This window comes from Microbacterium sp. SORGH_AS_0454 (assembly GCF_031453395.1).
Classification (GTDB): domain Bacteria; phylum Actinomycetota; class Actinomycetes; order Actinomycetales; family Microbacteriaceae; genus Microbacterium.
Map to the genome: position 1 here is coordinate 3,531,147 of NZ_JAVIYS010000001.1, position 16,863 is coordinate 3,548,009.

Below are 16,863 nucleotides of genomic sequence, written 5' to 3' on the forward strand. Positions count from 1 at the left end.
TTCTACTCGGGGGTTCCGACATCGGTGGCGCCGGGCATCGGCTGGCAGCGCGGGCACCACCAGGTCCGCCGCTGCTCGGGGTCGTTCTGCACCTCGTCGCGCACCCGCACGCGGGTTCCGCAACGCAGGCAGGGCCGCCCCGCGCGCCCCGCCACCCAATGCGACGCCCCCTTCCGGCGGTCACCGGTCGTGACCTGGTACATGCCGGGCACGGTCGCCGAGATCCGCAGGCACCGTGCGGCGAGCGCCGTGAGCGCGTCGAGGTCGGTCATCCCGATGGGGGCGAAGGGGTGGATGCCGCGGAGGAAGGCGAGCTCGTTGACCCAGAGGTTGCCGAGCCCCGCGACGGCGGTCTGGTCCAGAAGCGCCGCGACGAAGGGCCGGTCGGGGCGTGACGAGAGTCGGCGCACCGCCTCGGCGGCATCCCAGTCGTCGCGCAGCGGGTCGGGACCGAGGTATCCGATCACATCGCTCTCGCTCGCGGTGGGGACGAGCTCGACGACGGGGAGATCGAGACCCCACACCTCTCGCCCGTCGTCGAGTCGTAGGCGCACCCGCGCCGTCTCGCGCACCGCGGACGGCAGGGAACGCCCTGCCCGCGTGATGGTCCAGCTCCCCTGCATGCGCAGGTGGGTGTGCAGGGTGGACCCGTCGTCGAAACGGGTGAGCAGGTGCTTGCCGAAGGTGTCGTATCCCTCGATGCGAAGACCCCCGAGAGAGCGCCCGGCGGCGTTGCCCGACCGCAGCTCCCCGTCTTGCACGCGCGCACCGAGGGTCGCGGCCTCGAGGCGTCTCCGGAGTCGGTAGACGCTGTCGCCCTCGGGCACGGCTACCGTGCGGCTACGTGCAGCTGGTCGTCGCGGGGAGCGAGGTCGGGGCGCAGGCGCGTGCCGAACTCGTGCCGGAGTGCGCTGAGCGCGGCCTGCCATCCCGCCAGGCCGTGCACGCCCGGGCCGGGGCTCGTCGACGACGAGCACAGGTATACGCCCTTCATCGGTGTGCGCCAGGGGTCGGGGCTGTAGACCGGGCGTCCCAGGAGCTGCGTGAGCGTGGGGGCGCCGGCCGAGATGTCGCCGCCGGGGAAGTTCGGGTTCCACGCCGCGATATCGACGGCCGTCCGAGACGACGAGGCCAGCACGGTATCGCGAAATCCCGGGGCGAACCGCTCGATCTGACGCACGACCGCCTCTTCACGATCGGCGGGGCTCCCCGACGGCACGTGGGTGTACGCCCACAGGACGTGTTTGCCCTCGGGCGCGCGGGTCGAGTCGAACAGCGTCGGTTGGGCGGCCAGGACGTAGGGGGCGTCGGGGAGGTCTCCCCGGGCCACCGCGTTCTCGGCCTCGGCGATCTCGGCGCGCGTGCCGCCGATGTGCACCGTGCCGGCGCGGGCGACATCGGCGTGGGCCCACGGCACGGGATCCGACAGGGCGAAGTCGACCTTGGCGACGCCGCCGCCGTAGCGGAACCTCTCGAGCACACGACGGTAGGACGCCGGCATCCGGTCACCGCAGAGCCGGATCAGCGAGCGCGGGGTCGTGTCCAGGAGCACGGCGCGGGCCGGAGGCAGCTCGTCGAGGGAGGTCACCTCGACACCGGCGCGCAGCACTCCCCCGTGAGCGCGGATGTCGGCGATCATCGCGTCGGCGATCGCCTGGCTGCCGCCGACGGGAATCGGCCACCCGCGGCCGTGACCGTAGGTGGCGAGCACGAGGCCCGCTCCCCCGGCGGCGAGGCTCGGCTGGTGCAGGATCGTGTGAGCCGAGACGCCGGTGATGAGGCTCGGTACGACCTCTTCCCGGAAACGCGCGTTCCACCACGGCCCGCCCTGCTCGAGAGCCCGGATGCCGAAGAAGAATGCCGCGAGGGGATCACCCGGGACGCGGAGAAGGGCATTCCCGGTGAAGTCGGCGACCCCGCGCAGGTGATCGACGAGGGGGCGCATGAGGCGCTCGTAGGCCGGACCGTCGGCACCGAGTCCCTCGGCTGCTCGCGACAGGTCGCGGTACGCCAGCCCCGCGCGGCCGCCGTCGAGCGGATGGGCGTACGAGACCTCGGGGACGACGAGAGGAACACGTCGGTCGAGACCGAACTCGCGGAAGAACCACGACTCCAGCGCCAGCGGATGCACGGCTGAGCCCACATCGTGCCGGAAACCGGGGAGGGTGAGTTCCGCGGTCGAGGCGGCACCGCCGAAGGTGTCGTTCCTCTCGTACACGGCGACCGAAAGCCCCGACCGAGCCAGTGTGACGGCGGCGGCGAGCCCGTTCGGGCCGGAGCCGACGATGATCGCGTCGTAGCTCTCGCTCATCGGTCGATCGGCTCCTTCTCGGCGGTGGACTCGTGGCCGAGCGCCGCCGCACCGCCCGTCGATCCGGGGGCGCCGCCCTCGGCCAGATAGGCCAGGCGGTGCAGGGTCTCGGCGTTGCGGTAGCGCGTGATCGCATCGAAGACCGTGTCGGGCAGAAGCGTCGTCGGGCCCGTGACGGGCTCCTCTTGGATACGTACGACGCAGCGATCACCGCGGGCCTTCACATCGATCGCCACGCGCGCGACGCCGATGAGTCCGCCATGGGGCTCGAGCACCGCGCGACGCGGCGGATCCCACTCGCGCATGACCGTGTTGTCGTTGACGACGAGCGGCCACGAGCCGAAGGAGTGGTGCAGCGTCGCCCCCTCGGCGGGCCACGACTCGGAGACATCGCGTATGCGTGAGGTGCCCACCACCCAGAGGGGATACAGCCATCCGTTCGCGAGGACCCGGAAAACGTCGTCGGGCGTGCAGTGCATCAGACGCACGTTTCGTGCCATGGGGCGTTCCTCCTCGGCATCCGGACCGACGGCGAAGACCCGATGGCCTTACCGACACCGCCCACGCTACGGCCCCTCTCGGACAACCGTCTCGGAGGTTGCGCCCGGACGCATCGCCCGATAGCGCTCAGGCGGCGGACGGGAGCACGAACCACGCGCGCGTGCCGCCCGCGGGAGAAACGTCGAGACCGATCGTGCCGCGGTGCGCCTCGACGATGCGCCGGCAGGTCGCAAGACCGATGCCGATCCCCTGCACCTCGGCACCATGGCCGCGCTGCATCGGCTCGAAGACGCGCTCGCGCAACTCGGGGTCGAGCGCATCGCCGTTGTCGTCGACGGTGATGCGCCACCCGTCGGAGAGGACCTCGACGCTCACCGCGATACGCGGTGCCCTCTCGGCCGCGACCGTGAACTTCACCGCGTTGGCGATGAGGTTCTGCAGAAGGACCCGCAGCAGCGTGTCATCGGCGTGCACGAACGACGTGCTCTCGACCATCACCTCGGCACCCGTGTTCGTGAGTGCGCCGTCGAGGTCCTCGAGGACGGCGTCGACCGTGTCGGACACATCGACCTGGGTCATGTGCGGGCGGGCGCCGCCCATTCGAGCGAAGTCGAGCAGATCGGTGACCATCGACGTCATGCGCCCGGCCGCGGCCTCCGCGCGGGCCAGCGCTTGAGCGGCGCGCGGGGCATCGACCATCTCGGGGCTGTCGGCCGCCAGTTCGAGAAAGCCCGTCAACGCGGTGAGGGGGTTGCGCAGATCGTGACTGACCTGCATGGCGAAACTCTCGAGTTGGGCGTTGGACTCGATCAGATCGCGCTGGACCCGGCGCAGTTCGAGAACGTCGATCACCTGGTGCGCGAGCAGATCGAGGGCGCGGCTGCTGGCATCCGAGAGTTCTCCCACCTCCGTGTCGAAGACGCAGAGCGTGCCGATCGCGACACCGGCCGGGGTGATGAGGGGGCTCGACGCGTAGAAGCGCGTGTGGGCGATCTCGCCGGTCACGAAGGCGTTCTGCGCGAAACGCGGATCGAGACGGGCGTCGGGGACGACGACGCGACCGGGAGTGCTGATGACGGCGGCGCACATCGAGTCCTCGCGGGCGCACGACGCGACCTGGATGCCGACCGCCGCGACCTGGTGCTGCATGCGGTCGTCGATGATGTTGATCACCGCGGTGGGCACGTTGCACACGGTCGCGGCGAGCTCGACGAGCCCCTGGAGGTCGGGCTCGGTGGGCTCGCCGACCAAGCGGTACTGCGCGATGGCATCGCGCCTCGTCACGTCATGTGCCGTGGACATGTGGTCCCCTCGTCCCTGAGAGCCCCGCCCGAAAGCCCCGCCCGAAAGCCTATCCGCACCGGGATACACCGCGGCCGTCCGATGGGAAAGGGGCTCGCCAACTCCTCCCACACCGCGGAGAGTCGAGCAATGAGTACTCCGACCTTCCCGCAGACCCCGTCCGACCCCTCGCAGCCCACTCCCTCGGAGCCCACCGCCCCGAACCCCTCCGAGCCGACGGTTCCGACGCCCGCGGAGCCGACCATTCCCCTCCCGCCCGAGACGGAGCCCGCACCCGCCGGCGCGTCGGACTCCTCCGCCGGAGCGTTCGCACGGACGGACGAAGACGCGACGGGGTCGGCGGAGATGGATGCCGACAACGCCGCGGAACAGGACGTCATCGACGCCGTCGACCCCGGCGGACAGCCCGACTGACCCCGGGGCCTGACAAGAGGGGCGGCGCCGAACTCGGCGCCGCCCCTCTTGTCAGGTCAGTATCGGATCACGGGTTGCCGCGCGTCCACAGCAGCAGGATCGCGACCGCCTGGAGCACGAGGCATCCGACCAGGATCGCCGTGCGACGACGCGGGGTCGACGACCACCGCTCGTCGCCGAGCAGGGGCGCCATCGGCATGAGCAGGCGGAACGTGCTCTGCTGCGGCAGGAACACCGCGAAGATGTACACGCCGTAGCTGAAGCCGTAGGCGACGACCATGAGGCCGAGCTTGCGGACGGGGCGCGACCACATCAGCGCTGCGAAAGCGACGATCAACGCGATGACCAGGACGATGCCGACGACGCCCAGGTGCGTACCCGCCTGACGGAACCACGGGGTGAACGGCGTGAACTCATCGTTGCCCACGTAGTCCAGCCACCAGCCGAGCTCGGTGCGGATGTAGGCGTTGTGCGTGCCCGTGACGTACTGCGCGATGTGGTTCCACGACAGACCCGCCGCGGCGATGACGAGACCGGATGCCATGAGCGAGAGCCACTCCCGCATCGGGAACGGATCGACCTTACGGCGGAAGAAACGCACGAGGAACACGATGCCGAGAGCCAGGCCCAGAGCCAGCACGCCCGGACGGGTGTAGGCCGTGATGAGGCCGATCGGCAGGATCCACAGGTAGCGCCGTTTGATCGCGAGCAGCATGCCCGCGAACATCAGCAGCATGAACAGGCCCTCGCTGTAGCCGATCACGAAGAGGAACGACATCGGGGCGAAGGAGAAGAAGACGACGGCCCACCAGGCGGGCTGCGGCTTGGTGACCGTGCGCATCAGCACGAAGAGCAGCCAGGTGGCGCCGAGGCTCGCCCCCAGGCTCAGGAGAACAGCGATGGGCTGCCAGCCGAGACCCGTGGCACCCGAGAGCACGCGGACCATCGTCGGGAAGACCGGGAGGAACGCCCAGTTGTTGGGCAGGATGTCGCCCGAGACGTTCATCGGCAACGACATGGGATAGCCCTGGGCGGCGATCTGACCGTAGCGGTCGGCATCCCACCCCGTGAGGTAGTCGAAGAAGGTGCCGAGTCGCTCGCTGTCGGGACCGAATCCCCAGCGCGCGGCCTTGGCGATCGAGTAGAAGCCCCACAGCATCGCGAAGTTGACCACGCGGGCGATGGCCCACAGGATCAGGACCTTGGTGAACGCGCCGCGCTCGATCGGGACGATGCCCTCGGGCTTGCGGAGGACGTCGTGACCGTACTGGCGCAGGGAACGACCGAGGCGCGAACCGCGCAGACGGTCGAGACGACTCGGTCGTGCGATGACGCGCGACGGACGCGTCGGGGAGACAAGCTCGCTCGGCGGTGCGCTCACTCGGAACCTTTCACAGGGGGAAGATGTGGGCGAGTGACGACGGTGTCTGGCCCGGACAAGTGCAGTTGGAGAGGATGGTACCGGATGAAACCGTGCGTTCCATCCGGTTGACTTTCGGGAAAATGACCTGGTCAGTGGCTGTCGCCCACGAGCTTCAGACCGACCACGCATCCCACCAGCCCCAGCACGAGCAGCGCCTTGACCACCGAGACGGTCTCGGTCCCGCTGACCATCGCGACCACGATCGTCAGCGCCGCGCCGATCCCGACCCACACCGCATAGGCGGTGCCCGTGGGGATCTCGCGCATCGCGAAGGCGAGGCCGCCCATGGACGCCACGAGCGCGACGCCGAAGATCACGCTCGGCCAGAGCTTGGTGAAGCCCTCGGTACGGCCGAGGGCGGTGGCCCAGACGGCCTCGAGGACGCCGGACAGGATGAGGACGATCCACGACATGGCTGTGCTCCTTGGCCAGTCTTGTCGCAGTCCGGGTACTGATCCCTCGTCCGGGGACGCGGGGGGCGTCCAGTCCCGAAGGTAGCGCGCCGACCTGGGCAGAACCCGGGCACCGCGGCATCCGCCCCTCTCGAGCCACGCATAAACGCTCTGCGCGCGCGGAAACACGCTCTGCTCGCGTTTCTGCGTGCACATCGCGTTTATGCGCGGGGATTGGGCCGGGGCGGGGGGCCGGGGCGTTGGGCCGGCGACCGGGGCGGCGGGGCGTCGGCCGGGGCGGAGCGGCGGCCGGGGCGGCGCGCCGACCTGGGCAAAACCCGGGCACCGCGGCATCCGCCCCTCTCGAGCCACGCATAAACGCTCTGCGCACGCGGAAACACGCTCTGCTCGCGTTTCTGCGTGCACATCGCGTTTATGCGCGGGGATTGGGCCGGGGCGGGGGGGCGGGCGGCCGGGGCGGCGGCCGGGGCGGCGGGGCGTCGGCCGGGGCGGGGGCGGCGACCGGAGCGGCGAGGCGGCGACGAGGCGGCGGCGCTGCGGGCCCGGCGTTGGGCCGGGCGTTCGGCGGGGCCGGGGGGGGCGGGGTGCCGGCATCCGGGGTCAGATCAGGAAGATGGATGCCGACCCGGGGTTGTGCGCGTGGACGAGGACGCCGAAGACCACGGCGTCGAAGAGCAGGTGCACCGTCACGACGTACCAGAGCGAGCGGGTCTTGAGGAAGAGGAACCCCTGCACGATCGCGAAGGGGATCGTCAGCAGCGGCCCCCACGCCTGATAGCCCAGCTCCCACAGGAACGACACGAACACGATCGCCTGCAGCAGGTTCGCGGTGAGGTCGGGGAAGTGTCGACGCAGCAGCGCGAAGACGGTGCAGATGAAGAAGAGCTCGTCCCAGATACCGACCGCGCCGACGCCCACGAACAGACGAGCGATGAGCTCGGGGGTGACGACCTCGGGCCAGTTGCGGTAGACGCCCGAGGTGATGAAGTAGAACGGCAGGATCAGGTAGCCGAGCACGATGACACCGCCGAGCCAGGCCCACTGCCACCAGGTCCATCGTCCGCCGCCACGCCACGGGAAGCGGATCGCGTTGTCGCGGTAGACGAAGCGCGAGATGACGTAGGGCACGACGACGGCCCCGCCCAGGGCGAGGGTGAAACGCACGAACGCGGCGTTGTCGAGTTCGGCGTGCAGCGGGATGAGGCTCACGATGAACTGGCCGATCGCGACGAGCGAGACATCGCGGGCGATGCTCGGCTCGTCGCCGCGAGCCAGCGCCACGCCGCCCCGGCGGTCGACCAGGATCCCGGATGCCACCGCGAGCGCGAGCAGGATCCAGCCCAGCCATACGACCTGGACGACGAACAGCGCCGGCGCAGCGAGGCACACCAACAGCGCCGGGACGAGCTTGGGCGTCCAGGTGGAACGCTCGCGGACCGGCACCGCGGTGTGCGCGGTCACGGCGAGACCCGCGTGTAGCTCAGGTCGCGGATGTCGCGGCCGACGCGCAGCCCCTTGCGCTCGAAGGCGGTGAGCACGCGGCCGTCGAAGCGCTCTGCCCACTCCCCCGCGAACGCGCGCTCGAAGCCGGGCGCTGCGTCGAGCACGTCGCGCATCTGATCGGCGTAGTCCTGCCAGTCCGTCGCGAGGCGCAGGGTGCCCCCGGGGCGCAGGGCCTGGGCGGCGATACGCGCGAAGTCGGGGGCGACGAGGCGACGCTTGGTGTGCTTGTTCTTGTGCCAGGGATCGGGGAAGAAGACCCAGAGCTCGTCGACGGATGCCGGCGGGAGCAGGTGCTCGAGAGCCTCGGGGGCGTTGGCCTCGACCAGGCGCAGGTTCTTCACGCCCTCGCGGTCGGCGTCGAGCATGGTGCGGGCGAGACCGGCGGTGAACACCTCGACGGCGAGGAAGTCGCTGTCGGAGTCGGCCGCTGCGGCGGAGACGATCTGGTGGCCCTGACCGGAGCCGATCTCGACCACGAGGCGGGCCGTGCGTCCGTAGACCTCGGCCGGGTCGATGGCCGTGCCCGCCTTCACGCTGGTCGTGGCCGCGGCGCGCTCGACAGGGAGCAGGTAGAACGGCGAGAGCTCGGCCCACGCGCGGTCCTGCGCCTCGGACATGCGGCCGCTGCGGCGGACGAAGGACACCGGCTTGTCACGGAAGACGGGGGTGGAGTCCATGGCATCCAGGCTAGGCGTCGCGGCGTCGGGAGTGTGCCGCACGGGCACCTTGCGGCCGCTCACGGGACGGTCACGAAATCGATGAGTTCCTCGACACGGCCGAGCAGGGCCGGCTCGAGGTCGCGGAAGGTGGTGACCTTCGACAGGATGTGCTGCCACGCGCGAGCCGTGTCGGCCTGCTCCTCGGCGGGCCAGCCGAGCGCCCGGCAGACGCCGACCTTCCACTCGATCCCGCGCGGCACCTCGGGCCATGCGGCGATGCCGAGCGCCCGGGGCGTGACGCACTGCCACACGTCAACGAAGGGGTGGCCGACGATGCGCACGTGCGCGCCGTGACGGCCCCGCGCGATCTTCTCGGCGATCCGCGACTCCTTGGAGTTCGGCACGAGGTGGTCCACGAGCACGCCGTACCGACGCTCGGCGGTGGGGGGCTCGGCATCCAGAGTCTGCTCGAGAAGGTCGACGCCCTCGAGGAACTCGACCACGACTCCCTCGGCGCGCAGGTCCGCACCCCACACCTTCTCGACGAGCTCGGCGTCGTGCTTTCCCTCGACGAAGATGCGGCTGGCGCGGGCGGTACGCGCGCGCTGGTCGGCCACGGCGAAGGACCCGGATGCCGTCCGCGTGCGCCCCTTCGCCGCGGCGGCGGGCGCCTTCAGCACCACGGGCTTGCCGTCGACGAGGAAGCCTCCGCCGAGCGGGAACAGCCGGCGCTTGCCGAAGCGGTCTTCGAGCTCGACGTTCGAGCCCTCGATGCGGGTCACCGCGCCGACGAAGCCGTCGCCCGCGATCTCCACGACGAGATCCGCGGATGCCGCGACCTCGGCGGGCCTGATGCGTCCGGCGTCGCGCCACCCGCGGGCGAGCACGTCGGTTCCGTAGCGGTCGTCCATGGTGTACCTCCGAGCGTCCGAGCCTAAGCGGCGCTCGCGTGCGCTCACAGCGGACGCGCCGCTCCTACCCCGGTGTCGGCGGTCGTTTATAGGGTGGACGCATCCGGCAACCGAAGGGGACTGCATGCGAAAGCCGAACGTGCTGCGCACGATGACGGTGCTGCTGCTCGCGTTCGTCGGAGTCCTGGTCGCTCCCCTCAGCGCCGCGGCGATCCCCCCGCCGACGCTCGGATCGAGCTATGTGCTCGACCAGGCGAACGTGCTCACCGATTCGCAAGAGGCCGATGTCCAGCGGCGCCTGCTCACGCTGTCGGAGCAGACGGGGCTCGACCTCTGGGTCGTGTACGTCGACGGCTTCCAGGATCCGACCGGTGCGGACGATTGGGCGAACGAGACCGCCAACCGCAACAACCTCGGCCCTCACCAGTATCTGCTCGCGGTCGCCATCGAGGGCGATACCTTCCAGTACTACCTCTCGGGCGACGTCGATGCGGGCGGGATCTCGGCGGCCCAGCTCACCTCGATCGAGCAGGACCAGGTGCAGCCGGCGCTCGAGGCGGGCGACGACGCGGGCGCGGCGGTCGCCGCGGCCGACGGCCTGCGCACCGCGCACGCGAAAGCGGGCGGCAACATGCCGAACCCTCCCCCGACGCCGGCGACGCAGAGCGGCCCGGCCATCGTGCCGATCGTCCTGGTCGGCGTGCTGTTGCTCGCTATCGCCGCCGGCCTCGTCTGGCTGGCCGTGCGTCGACGCCGTCGAGCGACGACGCCCGGTGCGGGTGGCACCCCGATCGAGAGCATCGACGACCTCTCCCGTCGCGCCGGTTCCGCCCTCGTGTCCACCGACGACGCCGTCAAGACGAGCGAGCAGGAGCTCGGCTTCGCCCGCGCGCAGTTCGGCGACGCCGCCGCAGCTCCCTTCGTCGAGGTGCTCGACCAGGCCAAGGCCGACCTCGACCGGGCGTTCTCGATCCAGCAGCAGCTCGACGACAGCACCCCCGAGACCCCCGAGCAGCAGCGCGCCGGCTATACCGAGATCCTGCGGTTGTGCACGGCCGCCGACGAGGCTCTGGATGCCAAGGCGTCCGCCTTCGACGAACTGCGCGCTCTCGAGGCAGACGCCCCCGGCGCCCTGGCCGCGATCCGCAGCCAGCACGCGACGGTCGCCGCGGGCCTGAGCGAGGCGGAGGCGAGACTCGCTCGCCTGACCGAACGCTTCAGCGACGACGCGCTCTCCCCCGTCGCCGACAACCCGGCCCAGGCTCGAGCGCGGCTCGAGCTCGCAAGCTCCCAGGAAGCGGAAGCCGCCGCCGCTCTCGCCGCCGGTCGCACCGGAGAAGCGGCCGTCGCCATCCGCGCAGCGCAAGCGGCCGTGGCCCAGGCCGACACCCTCGAGCGCGCCGTGGGTGCCCTAGAGGCATCCCTGTCGGACGCGAACCGACGCGCCTCGGCCCTCGTCGCGGAGATCGAGGGCGACCTCGCGGCGGCCGCCCGGCTGCCCGATCCCGACGGACGAGTCGCCGCCGCGGCGGCCTCGGCGCGGTCGCAGCTCGATGACGCGCGCGGTGCGCTCTCAGTGTCGCGCCCCCACCCCGCGCAAGCGATCGAGACACTGCAGCAGGCGAACGCCACCATCGACGCGGTGCTCGACGAGGCCCGCGACGCGGCCGAGCGTCGACGCCACGCCGAGAGCGAGCTCGACACGACACTCGCTCAGGCGCGCGCCCGGGTGACCGCGACCGAGGACTTCATCTCCACGCGTCGCGGGGCAGTGGGGGCCACAGCGCGCACGCGTCTCGCCGAGGCCGGTGCCGCCCTCGTGCAGGCCGAGCAATTGCGCATCGCCGACCCGGTCGCGGCCCTCGCCGCGGCCCAGCGCGCGGCCCAGCTCGCGGCCGCCGCCGATTCCGCGGCACAGAACGACGTCGGCGCCTTCGGCGGCGCAGCCGCCGGCGGCGGAGGCGACATGATGGGCGCGATCCTCGGCGGCATCGCCGTGAACGCCATTCTCGGCGGCGGGCGCTCGCGCGGTGGCTTCGGCGGTGGCGGACTGGGCGGCCTCGGCGGCCTCGGCGGCGGGTTCTCCGGCGGGAGCGGGCGCTCGCGCAGCGGAGGCTTCTCCAGCGGCGGACGCTCTCGAAGCGGCGGCGGCGGAGGCTTCTCGGGCGGTGGTCGCAGCCGCGCCGGCGGCGGGCGGGGATCGCGCCGCTAGTCCACCCCTCGCGGCCACGCCGTCCGATCACAGACAATTCGTAGAATCCGCCACCAGACTCGACATCGTCGCCCTCAGGAAGGAACACCCCGCATGGCCAAGCAGTCCATCTTCGGTCGCATCCAGACCCTCGTCCGCGCGAACGTCAACGCGCTCCTCGACCAGGCCGAGGACCCGCAGAAGATGCTCGACCAGCTCGTCCGCGACTACTCGAACTCGATCGCCGACGCCGAGTCGGCCATCGCCGAGACGATCGGCAACCTGCGCCTGCTCGAGCGCGACCACCAGGAAGACGTCCAGGCGGCGGCCGAGTGGGGCAACAAGGCCCTCGCCGCCAGCCGCAAGGGCGACGAACTGCGCGCCGGCGGCAACCTGAGCGAAGCCGACAAGTTCGACAACCTCGCCAAGATCGCCCTCCAGCGTCAGATCACCGCCGAGGGAGAGGCCAAGGCCGCCGCCCCCACCATCGCCGCGCAGACCGAGGTCGTCGACAAGCTCAAAGACGGCCTGAACGGCATGAAGACCAAGCTCGAGCAGCTCAAGGCCAAGCGCAACGAGCTCACCGCTCGCGCCAAGGTCGCCGAGGCGCAGAACAAGGTGCACGACGCCGTCAAGTCGATCGACGTGCTCGACCCGACGAGCGAGCTCGGCCGCTTCGAAGACAAGATCCGCCGCCAGGAGGCCCTCGCCGCCGGCAAGCAGGAGCTCGCCGCCTCGAGCATCGACGCGCAGTTCAACGCTCTCGAAGACGTCGGAGAGCTCACCGAGGTCGAAGCCCGTCTCGCGGCTCTCAAGGTCGGCGGTCCGCAGCGTGCCGCCATCGACGCACCGAGCCCCGACCAGGTCTGATCCACGACCGCGAGTGCACCGCCCGATCGATCAGGCGGTGCACTCGCGTCTCCCGCCGAGGGGAACCGCCATGACCCGATTCATCGTCGCTCCGCAGTGGCAGGGGTCGTCCTCCTCGCGCGCGATGCAGCTCGTCGACGGGGCCGAGGCCATCGCCGGCGACCTGCCGCGCGCCTCGACGATCGTCCTCGAACCCCCGGCCGAAGCCGGCGACGCGCAGGGCACCCGTGTGCAGCGCCACAGCGCGATCGTCCGCATGCGCGAGCGCATCGATGAAGCCGTCCGCGCCTCCGACGAACCCGCCGTGGTCGTGGGCGGCGACTGCGGAATCGCCCTGGGGGCCGTGTCGGCGATCGCGGGAGACGATCTCGCGGTCGTGTGGATCGACGCTCACCCCGCTCTGAACACCCCCGAATCCTCCCCGAGCGGAGCGTTCACCGGCATGGTGCTAAGGGCTATCGCCGGGGAGGGCGAGGCGCTCCTGCGCCTCGAGCCCGGCATCGCACCCTCGCGCCTCGTGCTCGTGGCCCCCCGTGCGTGGGATCCCGAAGAAGAGGCTTTCGTCGCCGCCCACGGGATCACCGTGGTCCGCGCCGAGGAGCTCGTCTCCCCCGACGCTCTGGCCGACGCCGTCGCCGCCACGGGAGCGACACGTGTGCACGTGCACGTCGGCCTCGACGCCCTCGATCCCGCCGACATCGGCGGCATCGCCCAGGCCGTGCCCTTCGGCGCGCGCACGGCCGAGGTCGTGGCATCCATTCGCCGCCTGCGCGAGCTGCTCCCGCTCGCGGGAGCGACACTGACCGAGTTCTCCCCCTCGAGCCCGGCGGCCGCCGTCGATGACCTGGGGACGATCCTGCGTCTGATCGGAGCGCTGGCATGAGCCCCCTCCCCCTGCCCCCGGAGGGCTGGCGCGAGCGAGCCGAACGGGCGGTGGCGCGCGGCCGCCGTTTCGACCGGTTCCTCCCCGGCGTCCTGCTCGACTCCCCCCTCAGCCGCGTCGGCTACTGGTACGGCTGCGCGGTGGGCTGGATCTGGGGGTCGATGTGGAGCACGGGCCGCATCGAGAAGCGTCTCGGTCTGTGGGTGTTCCGCGGGCTCCCGTCGTGGGCGTTCCCCCGCGGGGGCGTATGCGTGGGCGGCTGCTTCCTCACCGGCGACGACCGGCCGACCGACATCGTGCTCGGGCACGAGGCGGTCCACAAACGCCAATGGCGTCGGTACGGCTTCCTCATGCCGCTGCTCTACGCCCTGGCCGGGCGCGATCCCCTGCGCAATCGGTTCGAGATCGAGGCGGGACTCGTCGAGGGCAACTACGTCCGCCGCGGGGCTTGACCCACCGAACGAGAGCTAGCGGCCCGAGGGATTCTCCCCGCGCACGATCACAGCGAACGGGGCGGATGCCGAGCGAGACGGCGCGTATCGCCCAGCTTGCATCCGTCGAGGAGCGGGGGTGGCGCTTCAGCGCGCGGTGGCGAGGCCGAAGCGCTCGGGAGTGTGAATGGCCTGCGCGTCGACGCCGTGACGCGTGACGAGGTCGTCCACGATCTCGGCGGTGCCGAGGTATGCGCCGAGCAGGATGACGCGCGTGGCGTCGTCGTCGCAGCACAGCATCTCGCCGGCCCAGCCCGAGACGGCGCGGGCGAGGGCTTCACCGGCTGCGCAGCCGCGACCGGTACCGGGGGCACCGCCGCGACGCGAGCGGTCGAGCCAGGTCAGGGTCATGCGGGCGGGGGCCGTGATCGACCCGATCCACGACGCGTCGGGGACTTCGACGAACACGCGGCCGGTCGAGCAGATCGGCAGCGTCGCGAGCAGGGCTTCGAGCTCGGCGAGCGAGGTCTCGTCGGCCGTCACGAGGTGCTGCACGCGCGTGTGACGCGAGGCGCGACACGCTGCCGCATTGTGCTCGGTGGGGATCGACATGATGCCTCCACTATACCCGCGACATAGGTTTGCCTAACCTGTGTCCCTGCCCAGTATCTCGACATCGACACGATGCCGCGGGGGCGGCCCGGTCAGTCGATCAGCACCTCTCGCAATCGGTCGATCTCGCCCTGGGACATCCCGTTCGCGCGGAGGTAGCCCGCCGGCGAGCCGAAGTCCCGGTCGACCCGTTGCAGCAGCGCACGCATGACCGGGGCGGGCGAGCGGGTCGCGAGGGCTTCGGCGTGGACGTTGTCGGGGTGCACGGCGCGGATCGCCGCGAGGACCCGCGCATTGCGCTCGGCGGGGAGGAACTCCTCGGTGCGGGCGTAGTCGGCGATCACCGCCTCTCGATCGACCTCAGCCGCGGCGAGCGCGATCGCGACGGTCACCCCGGTGCGGTCCTTCCCCACGGTGCAGTGCACGAGCGCGGGCTGCGCGCCCAGGATGCCGCGGATCGCCGACACCACCCGCTCTGCGGAATCGTCGACGAGGGCGGCGTACATGTCGTCGAGGCTCAGGTCGCGCGCGAAGAAAGAGGCGACCGAGCCGAGGAACAGCGGCTCGTGCTGGATCTCGACCGCGGTATCGAGGCGGCTGGGAGCATGGGCGACCTCCGATTCGTCGCGCAGATCGATCACGCGTCGGATGCCGAGATCTCGGAGAGTCCGAGCGCCCGCGTCGTCGACGGCGACGAGGTTGCCGGAGCGGTAGAGCACGCCCGCGCGCGTGCGACGGTCTCGCGCCGGAAGTCCGCCGACGTCGCGGAAGTTCACCGCGCCCGAGACGAGCGAGCCGCTCATGCGGCGCCGTCCGCGTGCACGTGAGGCTCGCGCGGGCGCGTCGTCGCCGCAGGCGCGGCATCCGGGGCGATCGGCATCGGAGAGGAAGCGCGGGGCGGCACGGGGTATCGACCCGCGATGGCGACGCGATTGAAGGAATTGATGGCCACGAGCACCCAGCTGAGCGCGACGTACTCGGCCTCGCTCAGGATGCCGCCCGCTTGGTCGTAGACCTCGTCGGGGATGCCGTCCTCGTGGATGAAGGTGAACGACTCGGTCAGCTCGAGGGCGGCTCTTTCGCGCTCATCGAAGACGCCCGACTCCCGCCACGTCGCGATCTGGGCGATCACATCGGCGTCGAGCCCGGCTTTCACCGCGGCATCCACGTGCATACGCACGCAGTAGGCGCACCCGTTGAGCTGGGAGGCATGGATCTGGACGATCTCGCGCAGCCGCGCGTCGATGCCGGCCTCGGCGGCGAGTCGGCCGACGGTGCTCGAGAACGAGCGCAGAGCGGCGTACGCCTCGGGAGCCGACTTCGACAGGTGCACGCGCCGTTCTTCGCCCATGACCACAGCCTACGGCGGCTCCGCTCGGGTGGGGAGGGAAACGGTGACGCTCCGTGGCGCGGTGGTAGCGGCATCCCGTTCGCGGTGGAAGGCTGTTCCAATGCCCGAGCGCGACGAGTTCTCGTTCCTCCCCGCCCAGGCGGCCGATGTCGGCCGCGACCTCCCTCCCGTCGAACGGGTGCGGCTCACTCTCGCCGACGACCGCACGCTCAGCGGGCTGCGCTGGGGCGGGGCGCCCCCGGTGGTCACGCTGTTGCACGGCGCCGGTTTGAACGCCCACACCTGGGACACGACGCTCCTGCACCTGGGGGTGCCTGCTCTGGCTCTCGACCTCCCCGGCCACGGCGATTCGTCGTGGCGCGATGATGCGGCGTACGTCGCGCGCGTCCTCGCCCCCGATGTCGTCTCGGCCCTCGAGCGGTGGACGACGGCGCCGCAGGTGCTCGTGGGGCACTCGCTGGGCGGTCTCACGGCGGCCGCGGTCGCGGCATCCCGTCCCGATCTCGTCTCTCGCCTCGCGGTCGTCGACATCACATCGGGGGTCGACCCGAGCGCGGGTCCCGCGCAGATCCGCGCGTTCTTCGCCGGCCCCACCGACTGGTCGTCGCGGGAAGAACTCGTCGAACGCGCCCTCTCGTTCGGCCTGGGCGGTTCGCCCGAGGCCGCAGCGCGCGGGGTGTTCCTCAACTCGCGTCTGCGCCCCGACGGACGGGTCGAGTGGAAGCATCACTTCGCTCACCTCGCCGCGGCCGCCGCGAACGCCGGGGCCGATGCCACGACCCCGGATGCCGTGAAGGCTGTGCTGTCGGCAACCGGATGGGACGACCTGGGCGGGGTCACCGCACCCGTCACGCTCGTGCGCGGCGAGCGCGGTTTCGTCACGAAGACGGATGCCGAGGAGCTCGCGCGGCGTGTGCCCGGGGCCGACGTCCGGGTTCTGTCCGCCGGGCACAACGCGCAGGAGGAAGATCCCGAGGGCCTGGCGCGTTTGATCCGATCGCTCCTGACCACCCCCTGACCCGCCGACCCGAACCCGGTCGTCCCGCGTCGCGCACCGTCACAGACGGCGTCGAGGGAATACGGGTGAA

Annotated in this window: 18 protein-coding genes and 1 riboswitch; of the genes, 6 read left to right on the forward strand and 12 right to left on the reverse strand. The window is 71.2% G+C overall.

Annotated elements, in window-relative coordinates; translation table 11 throughout:
* Positions 1 to 2 precede the first annotated feature (2 nt).
* The 4 genes from QE454_RS17005 to QE454_RS17020 all read right to left on the reverse strand — a co-directional run bounded on the left by QE454_RS17005 (position 3) and on the right by QE454_RS17020 (position 4,114).
* Positions 3 to 827: a DNA-formamidopyrimidine glycosylase family protein gene (locus QE454_RS17005; RefSeq protein WP_307459395.1), complete on the reverse strand. Its 825-nt coding sequence runs from the start codon at positions 825 to 827 to the stop codon at positions 3 to 5.
* A gap of 2 nt (positions 828 to 829) precedes the next feature.
* Entirely contained in the window at positions 830 to 2,311 is a 1,482-nt protein-coding gene (locus tag QE454_RS17010; RefSeq protein WP_307459392.1) for an NAD(P)/FAD-dependent oxidoreductase, read from the reverse strand.
* Positions 2,308 to 2,811 carry an SRPBCC family protein gene (locus QE454_RS17015; RefSeq protein WP_210072001.1) on the reverse strand — a complete coding sequence of 168 codons (504 nt, stop codon included), beginning with the start codon at positions 2,809 to 2,811 and terminating at the stop codon, positions 2,308 to 2,310. The genes QE454_RS17010 and QE454_RS17015 overlap by 4 nt, the downstream gene beginning before the upstream one ends.
* Positions 2,812 to 2,938: 127 nt before the next feature.
* Positions 2,939 to 4,114: an ATP-binding protein gene (locus QE454_RS17020; protein WP_307459390.1), complete on the reverse strand. Its 1,176-nt coding sequence runs from the start codon at positions 4,112 to 4,114 to the stop codon at positions 2,939 to 2,941.
* Positions 4,115 to 4,243: 129 nt separating this feature from the next.
* Between QE454_RS17020 and QE454_RS17025 the strand changes: the two genes are divergently transcribed.
* Entirely contained in the window at positions 4,244 to 4,528 is a 285-nt protein-coding gene (locus QE454_RS17025; protein ID WP_267786498.1) for a hypothetical protein, read from the forward strand.
* Positions 4,529 to 4,595: 67 nt separating this feature from the next.
* On the opposite strand, the gene QE454_RS17030 is transcribed toward QE454_RS17025, so the two are convergent.
* The 5 genes from QE454_RS17030 to QE454_RS17050 form a co-directional block, all read right to left on the reverse strand.
* Entirely contained in the window at positions 4,596 to 5,909 is a 1,314-nt protein-coding gene (locus QE454_RS17030) for a hypothetical protein (RefSeq protein ID WP_210072004.1), read from the reverse strand.
* A 131-nt stretch (positions 5,910 to 6,040) separates the two neighbouring features.
* Positions 6,041 to 6,364, reverse strand: coding sequence for a multidrug efflux SMR transporter (locus QE454_RS17035; protein WP_307459383.1), 324 nt, complete (start codon positions 6,362 to 6,364; stop codon positions 6,041 to 6,043).
* Between the two features lie 10 nt (positions 6,365 to 6,374).
* Positions 6,375 to 6,439: riboswitch (guanidine-III (ykkC-III) riboswitch) on the reverse strand.
* 525 nt (positions 6,440 to 6,964) lie between these two features.
* Positions 6,965 to 7,825 (reverse strand): CPBP family intramembrane glutamic endopeptidase, encoded by an 861-nt coding sequence (locus QE454_RS17040; protein ID WP_307459380.1) that lies wholly within the window; start codon positions 7,823 to 7,825, stop codon positions 6,965 to 6,967.
* The gene (trmB, locus tag QE454_RS17045; RefSeq protein WP_141375489.1) at positions 7,822 to 8,544 is read right to left on the reverse strand and encodes a tRNA (guanosine(46)-N7)-methyltransferase TrmB; all 723 of its coding nucleotides are present in this window, start codon (positions 8,542 to 8,544) and stop codon (positions 7,822 to 7,824) included. The genes QE454_RS17040 and trmB overlap by 4 nt, the downstream gene beginning before the upstream one ends.
* Positions 8,545 to 8,603: 59 nt before the next feature.
* On the reverse strand, positions 8,604 to 9,437 hold the full coding sequence (locus tag QE454_RS17050; RefSeq protein WP_307459375.1) for a DUF3097 domain-containing protein: 834 nt from the start codon (positions 9,435 to 9,437) through the stop codon (positions 8,604 to 8,606).
* A 124-nt stretch (positions 9,438 to 9,561) separates the two neighbouring features.
* On the opposite strand from QE454_RS17050, the gene QE454_RS17055 reads away from it, so the two are divergent.
* From QE454_RS17055 to QE454_RS17070, 4 genes are all read left to right on the forward strand, one after another.
* A complete protein-coding gene (locus QE454_RS17055) occupies positions 9,562 to 11,649 on the forward strand; it encodes a TPM domain-containing protein (RefSeq protein ID WP_307459371.1) in 2,088 nt (695 codons plus the stop codon).
* A gap of 93 nt (positions 11,650 to 11,742) precedes the next feature.
* Complete coding sequence (locus QE454_RS17060) at positions 11,743 to 12,498, forward strand: PspA/IM30 family protein (RefSeq protein WP_074694165.1); 756 nt, start codon at positions 11,743 to 11,745, stop codon at positions 12,496 to 12,498.
* Between the two features lie 70 nt (positions 12,499 to 12,568).
* A complete protein-coding gene (locus QE454_RS17065; protein WP_307459365.1) occupies positions 12,569 to 13,381 on the forward strand; it encodes an arginase family protein in 813 nt (270 codons plus the stop codon).
* Positions 13,378 to 13,833: a Fe-S oxidoreductase gene (locus QE454_RS17070; RefSeq protein ID WP_307459362.1), complete on the forward strand. Its 456-nt coding sequence runs from the start codon at positions 13,378 to 13,380 to the stop codon at positions 13,831 to 13,833. Before QE454_RS17065 ends, QE454_RS17070 begins: the two co-directional genes overlap by 4 nt.
* 126 nt (positions 13,834 to 13,959) lie before the next feature.
* Here the strand turns inward: QE454_RS17070 and QE454_RS17075 are convergent, their stop codons facing one another.
* From QE454_RS17075 to QE454_RS17085, 3 genes are all read right to left on the reverse strand, one after another.
* On the reverse strand, positions 13,960 to 14,424 hold the full coding sequence (locus tag QE454_RS17075) for an SIP domain-containing protein (RefSeq protein WP_307459359.1): 465 nt from the start codon (positions 14,422 to 14,424) through the stop codon (positions 13,960 to 13,962).
* A gap of 92 nt (positions 14,425 to 14,516) precedes the next feature.
* Positions 14,517 to 15,227 (reverse strand): tyrosine-protein phosphatase, encoded by a 711-nt coding sequence (locus QE454_RS17080; RefSeq protein ID WP_307459356.1) that lies wholly within the window; start codon positions 15,225 to 15,227, stop codon positions 14,517 to 14,519.
* Positions 15,224 to 15,775: a carboxymuconolactone decarboxylase family protein gene (locus QE454_RS17085; RefSeq protein ID WP_307315723.1), complete on the reverse strand. Its 552-nt coding sequence runs from the start codon at positions 15,773 to 15,775 to the stop codon at positions 15,224 to 15,226. The genes QE454_RS17080 and QE454_RS17085 overlap by 4 nt, the downstream gene beginning before the upstream one ends.
* 100 nt (positions 15,776 to 15,875) lie before the next feature.
* Between QE454_RS17085 and QE454_RS17090 the strand changes: the two genes are divergently transcribed.
* Positions 15,876 to 16,793, forward strand: coding sequence for an alpha/beta fold hydrolase (locus tag QE454_RS17090; protein WP_307459352.1), 918 nt, complete (start codon positions 15,876 to 15,878; stop codon positions 16,791 to 16,793).
* Positions 16,794 to 16,863: the final 70 nt, after the last annotated feature.

Bases quoted from the DNA above. Each gene is read 5' to 3' on its own strand.
- QE454_RS17060 (WP_074694165.1), top strand. From the start codon at position 11,743: ATGGCCAAGCAGTCCATCTTCGGTCGCATCCAGACCCTCGTCCGCGCG.
- QE454_RS17055 (WP_307459371.1), top strand. From the start codon at position 9,562: ATGCGAAAGCCGAACGTGCTGCGCACGATGACGGTGCTGCTGCTCGCG.
- QE454_RS17080 (WP_307459356.1), bottom strand. From the start codon at position 15,227: ATGAGCGGCTCGCTCGTCTCGGGCGCGGTGAACTTCCGCGACGTCGGC.
- QE454_RS17025 (WP_267786498.1), top strand. From the start codon at position 4,244: ATGAGTACTCCGACCTTCCCGCAGACCCCGTCCGACCCCTCGCAGCCC.
- QE454_RS17065 (WP_307459365.1), top strand. From the start codon at position 12,569: ATGACCCGATTCATCGTCGCTCCGCAGTGGCAGGGGTCGTCCTCCTCG.
- trmB (WP_141375489.1), bottom strand. From the start codon at position 8,544: ATGGACTCCACCCCCGTCTTCCGTGACAAGCCGGTGTCCTTCGTCCGC.
- QE454_RS17050 (WP_307459375.1), bottom strand. From the start codon at position 9,437: ATGGACGACCGCTACGGAACCGACGTGCTCGCCCGCGGGTGGCGCGAC.
- QE454_RS17085 (WP_307315723.1), bottom strand. From the start codon at position 15,775: ATGGGCGAAGAACGGCGCGTGCACCTGTCGAAGTCGGCTCCCGAGGCG.
- QE454_RS17015 (WP_210072001.1), bottom strand. From the start codon at position 2,811: ATGGCACGAAACGTGCGTCTGATGCACTGCACGCCCGACGACGTTTTC.
- QE454_RS17070 (WP_307459362.1), top strand. From the start codon at position 13,378: ATGAGCCCCCTCCCCCTGCCCCCGGAGGGCTGGCGCGAGCGAGCCGAA.
- QE454_RS17020 (WP_307459390.1), bottom strand. From the start codon at position 4,114: ATGTCCACGGCACATGACGTGACGAGGCGCGATGCCATCGCGCAGTAC.
- QE454_RS17090 (WP_307459352.1), top strand. From the start codon at position 15,876: ATGCCCGAGCGCGACGAGTTCTCGTTCCTCCCCGCCCAGGCGGCCGAT.
- QE454_RS17035 (WP_307459383.1), bottom strand. From the start codon at position 6,364: ATGTCGTGGATCGTCCTCATCCTGTCCGGCGTCCTCGAGGCCGTCTGG.
- QE454_RS17075 (WP_307459359.1), bottom strand. From the start codon at position 14,424: ATGTCGATCCCCACCGAGCACAATGCGGCAGCGTGTCGCGCCTCGCGT.
- QE454_RS17010 (WP_307459392.1), bottom strand. From the start codon at position 2,311: ATGAGCGAGAGCTACGACGCGATCATCGTCGGCTCCGGCCCGAACGGG.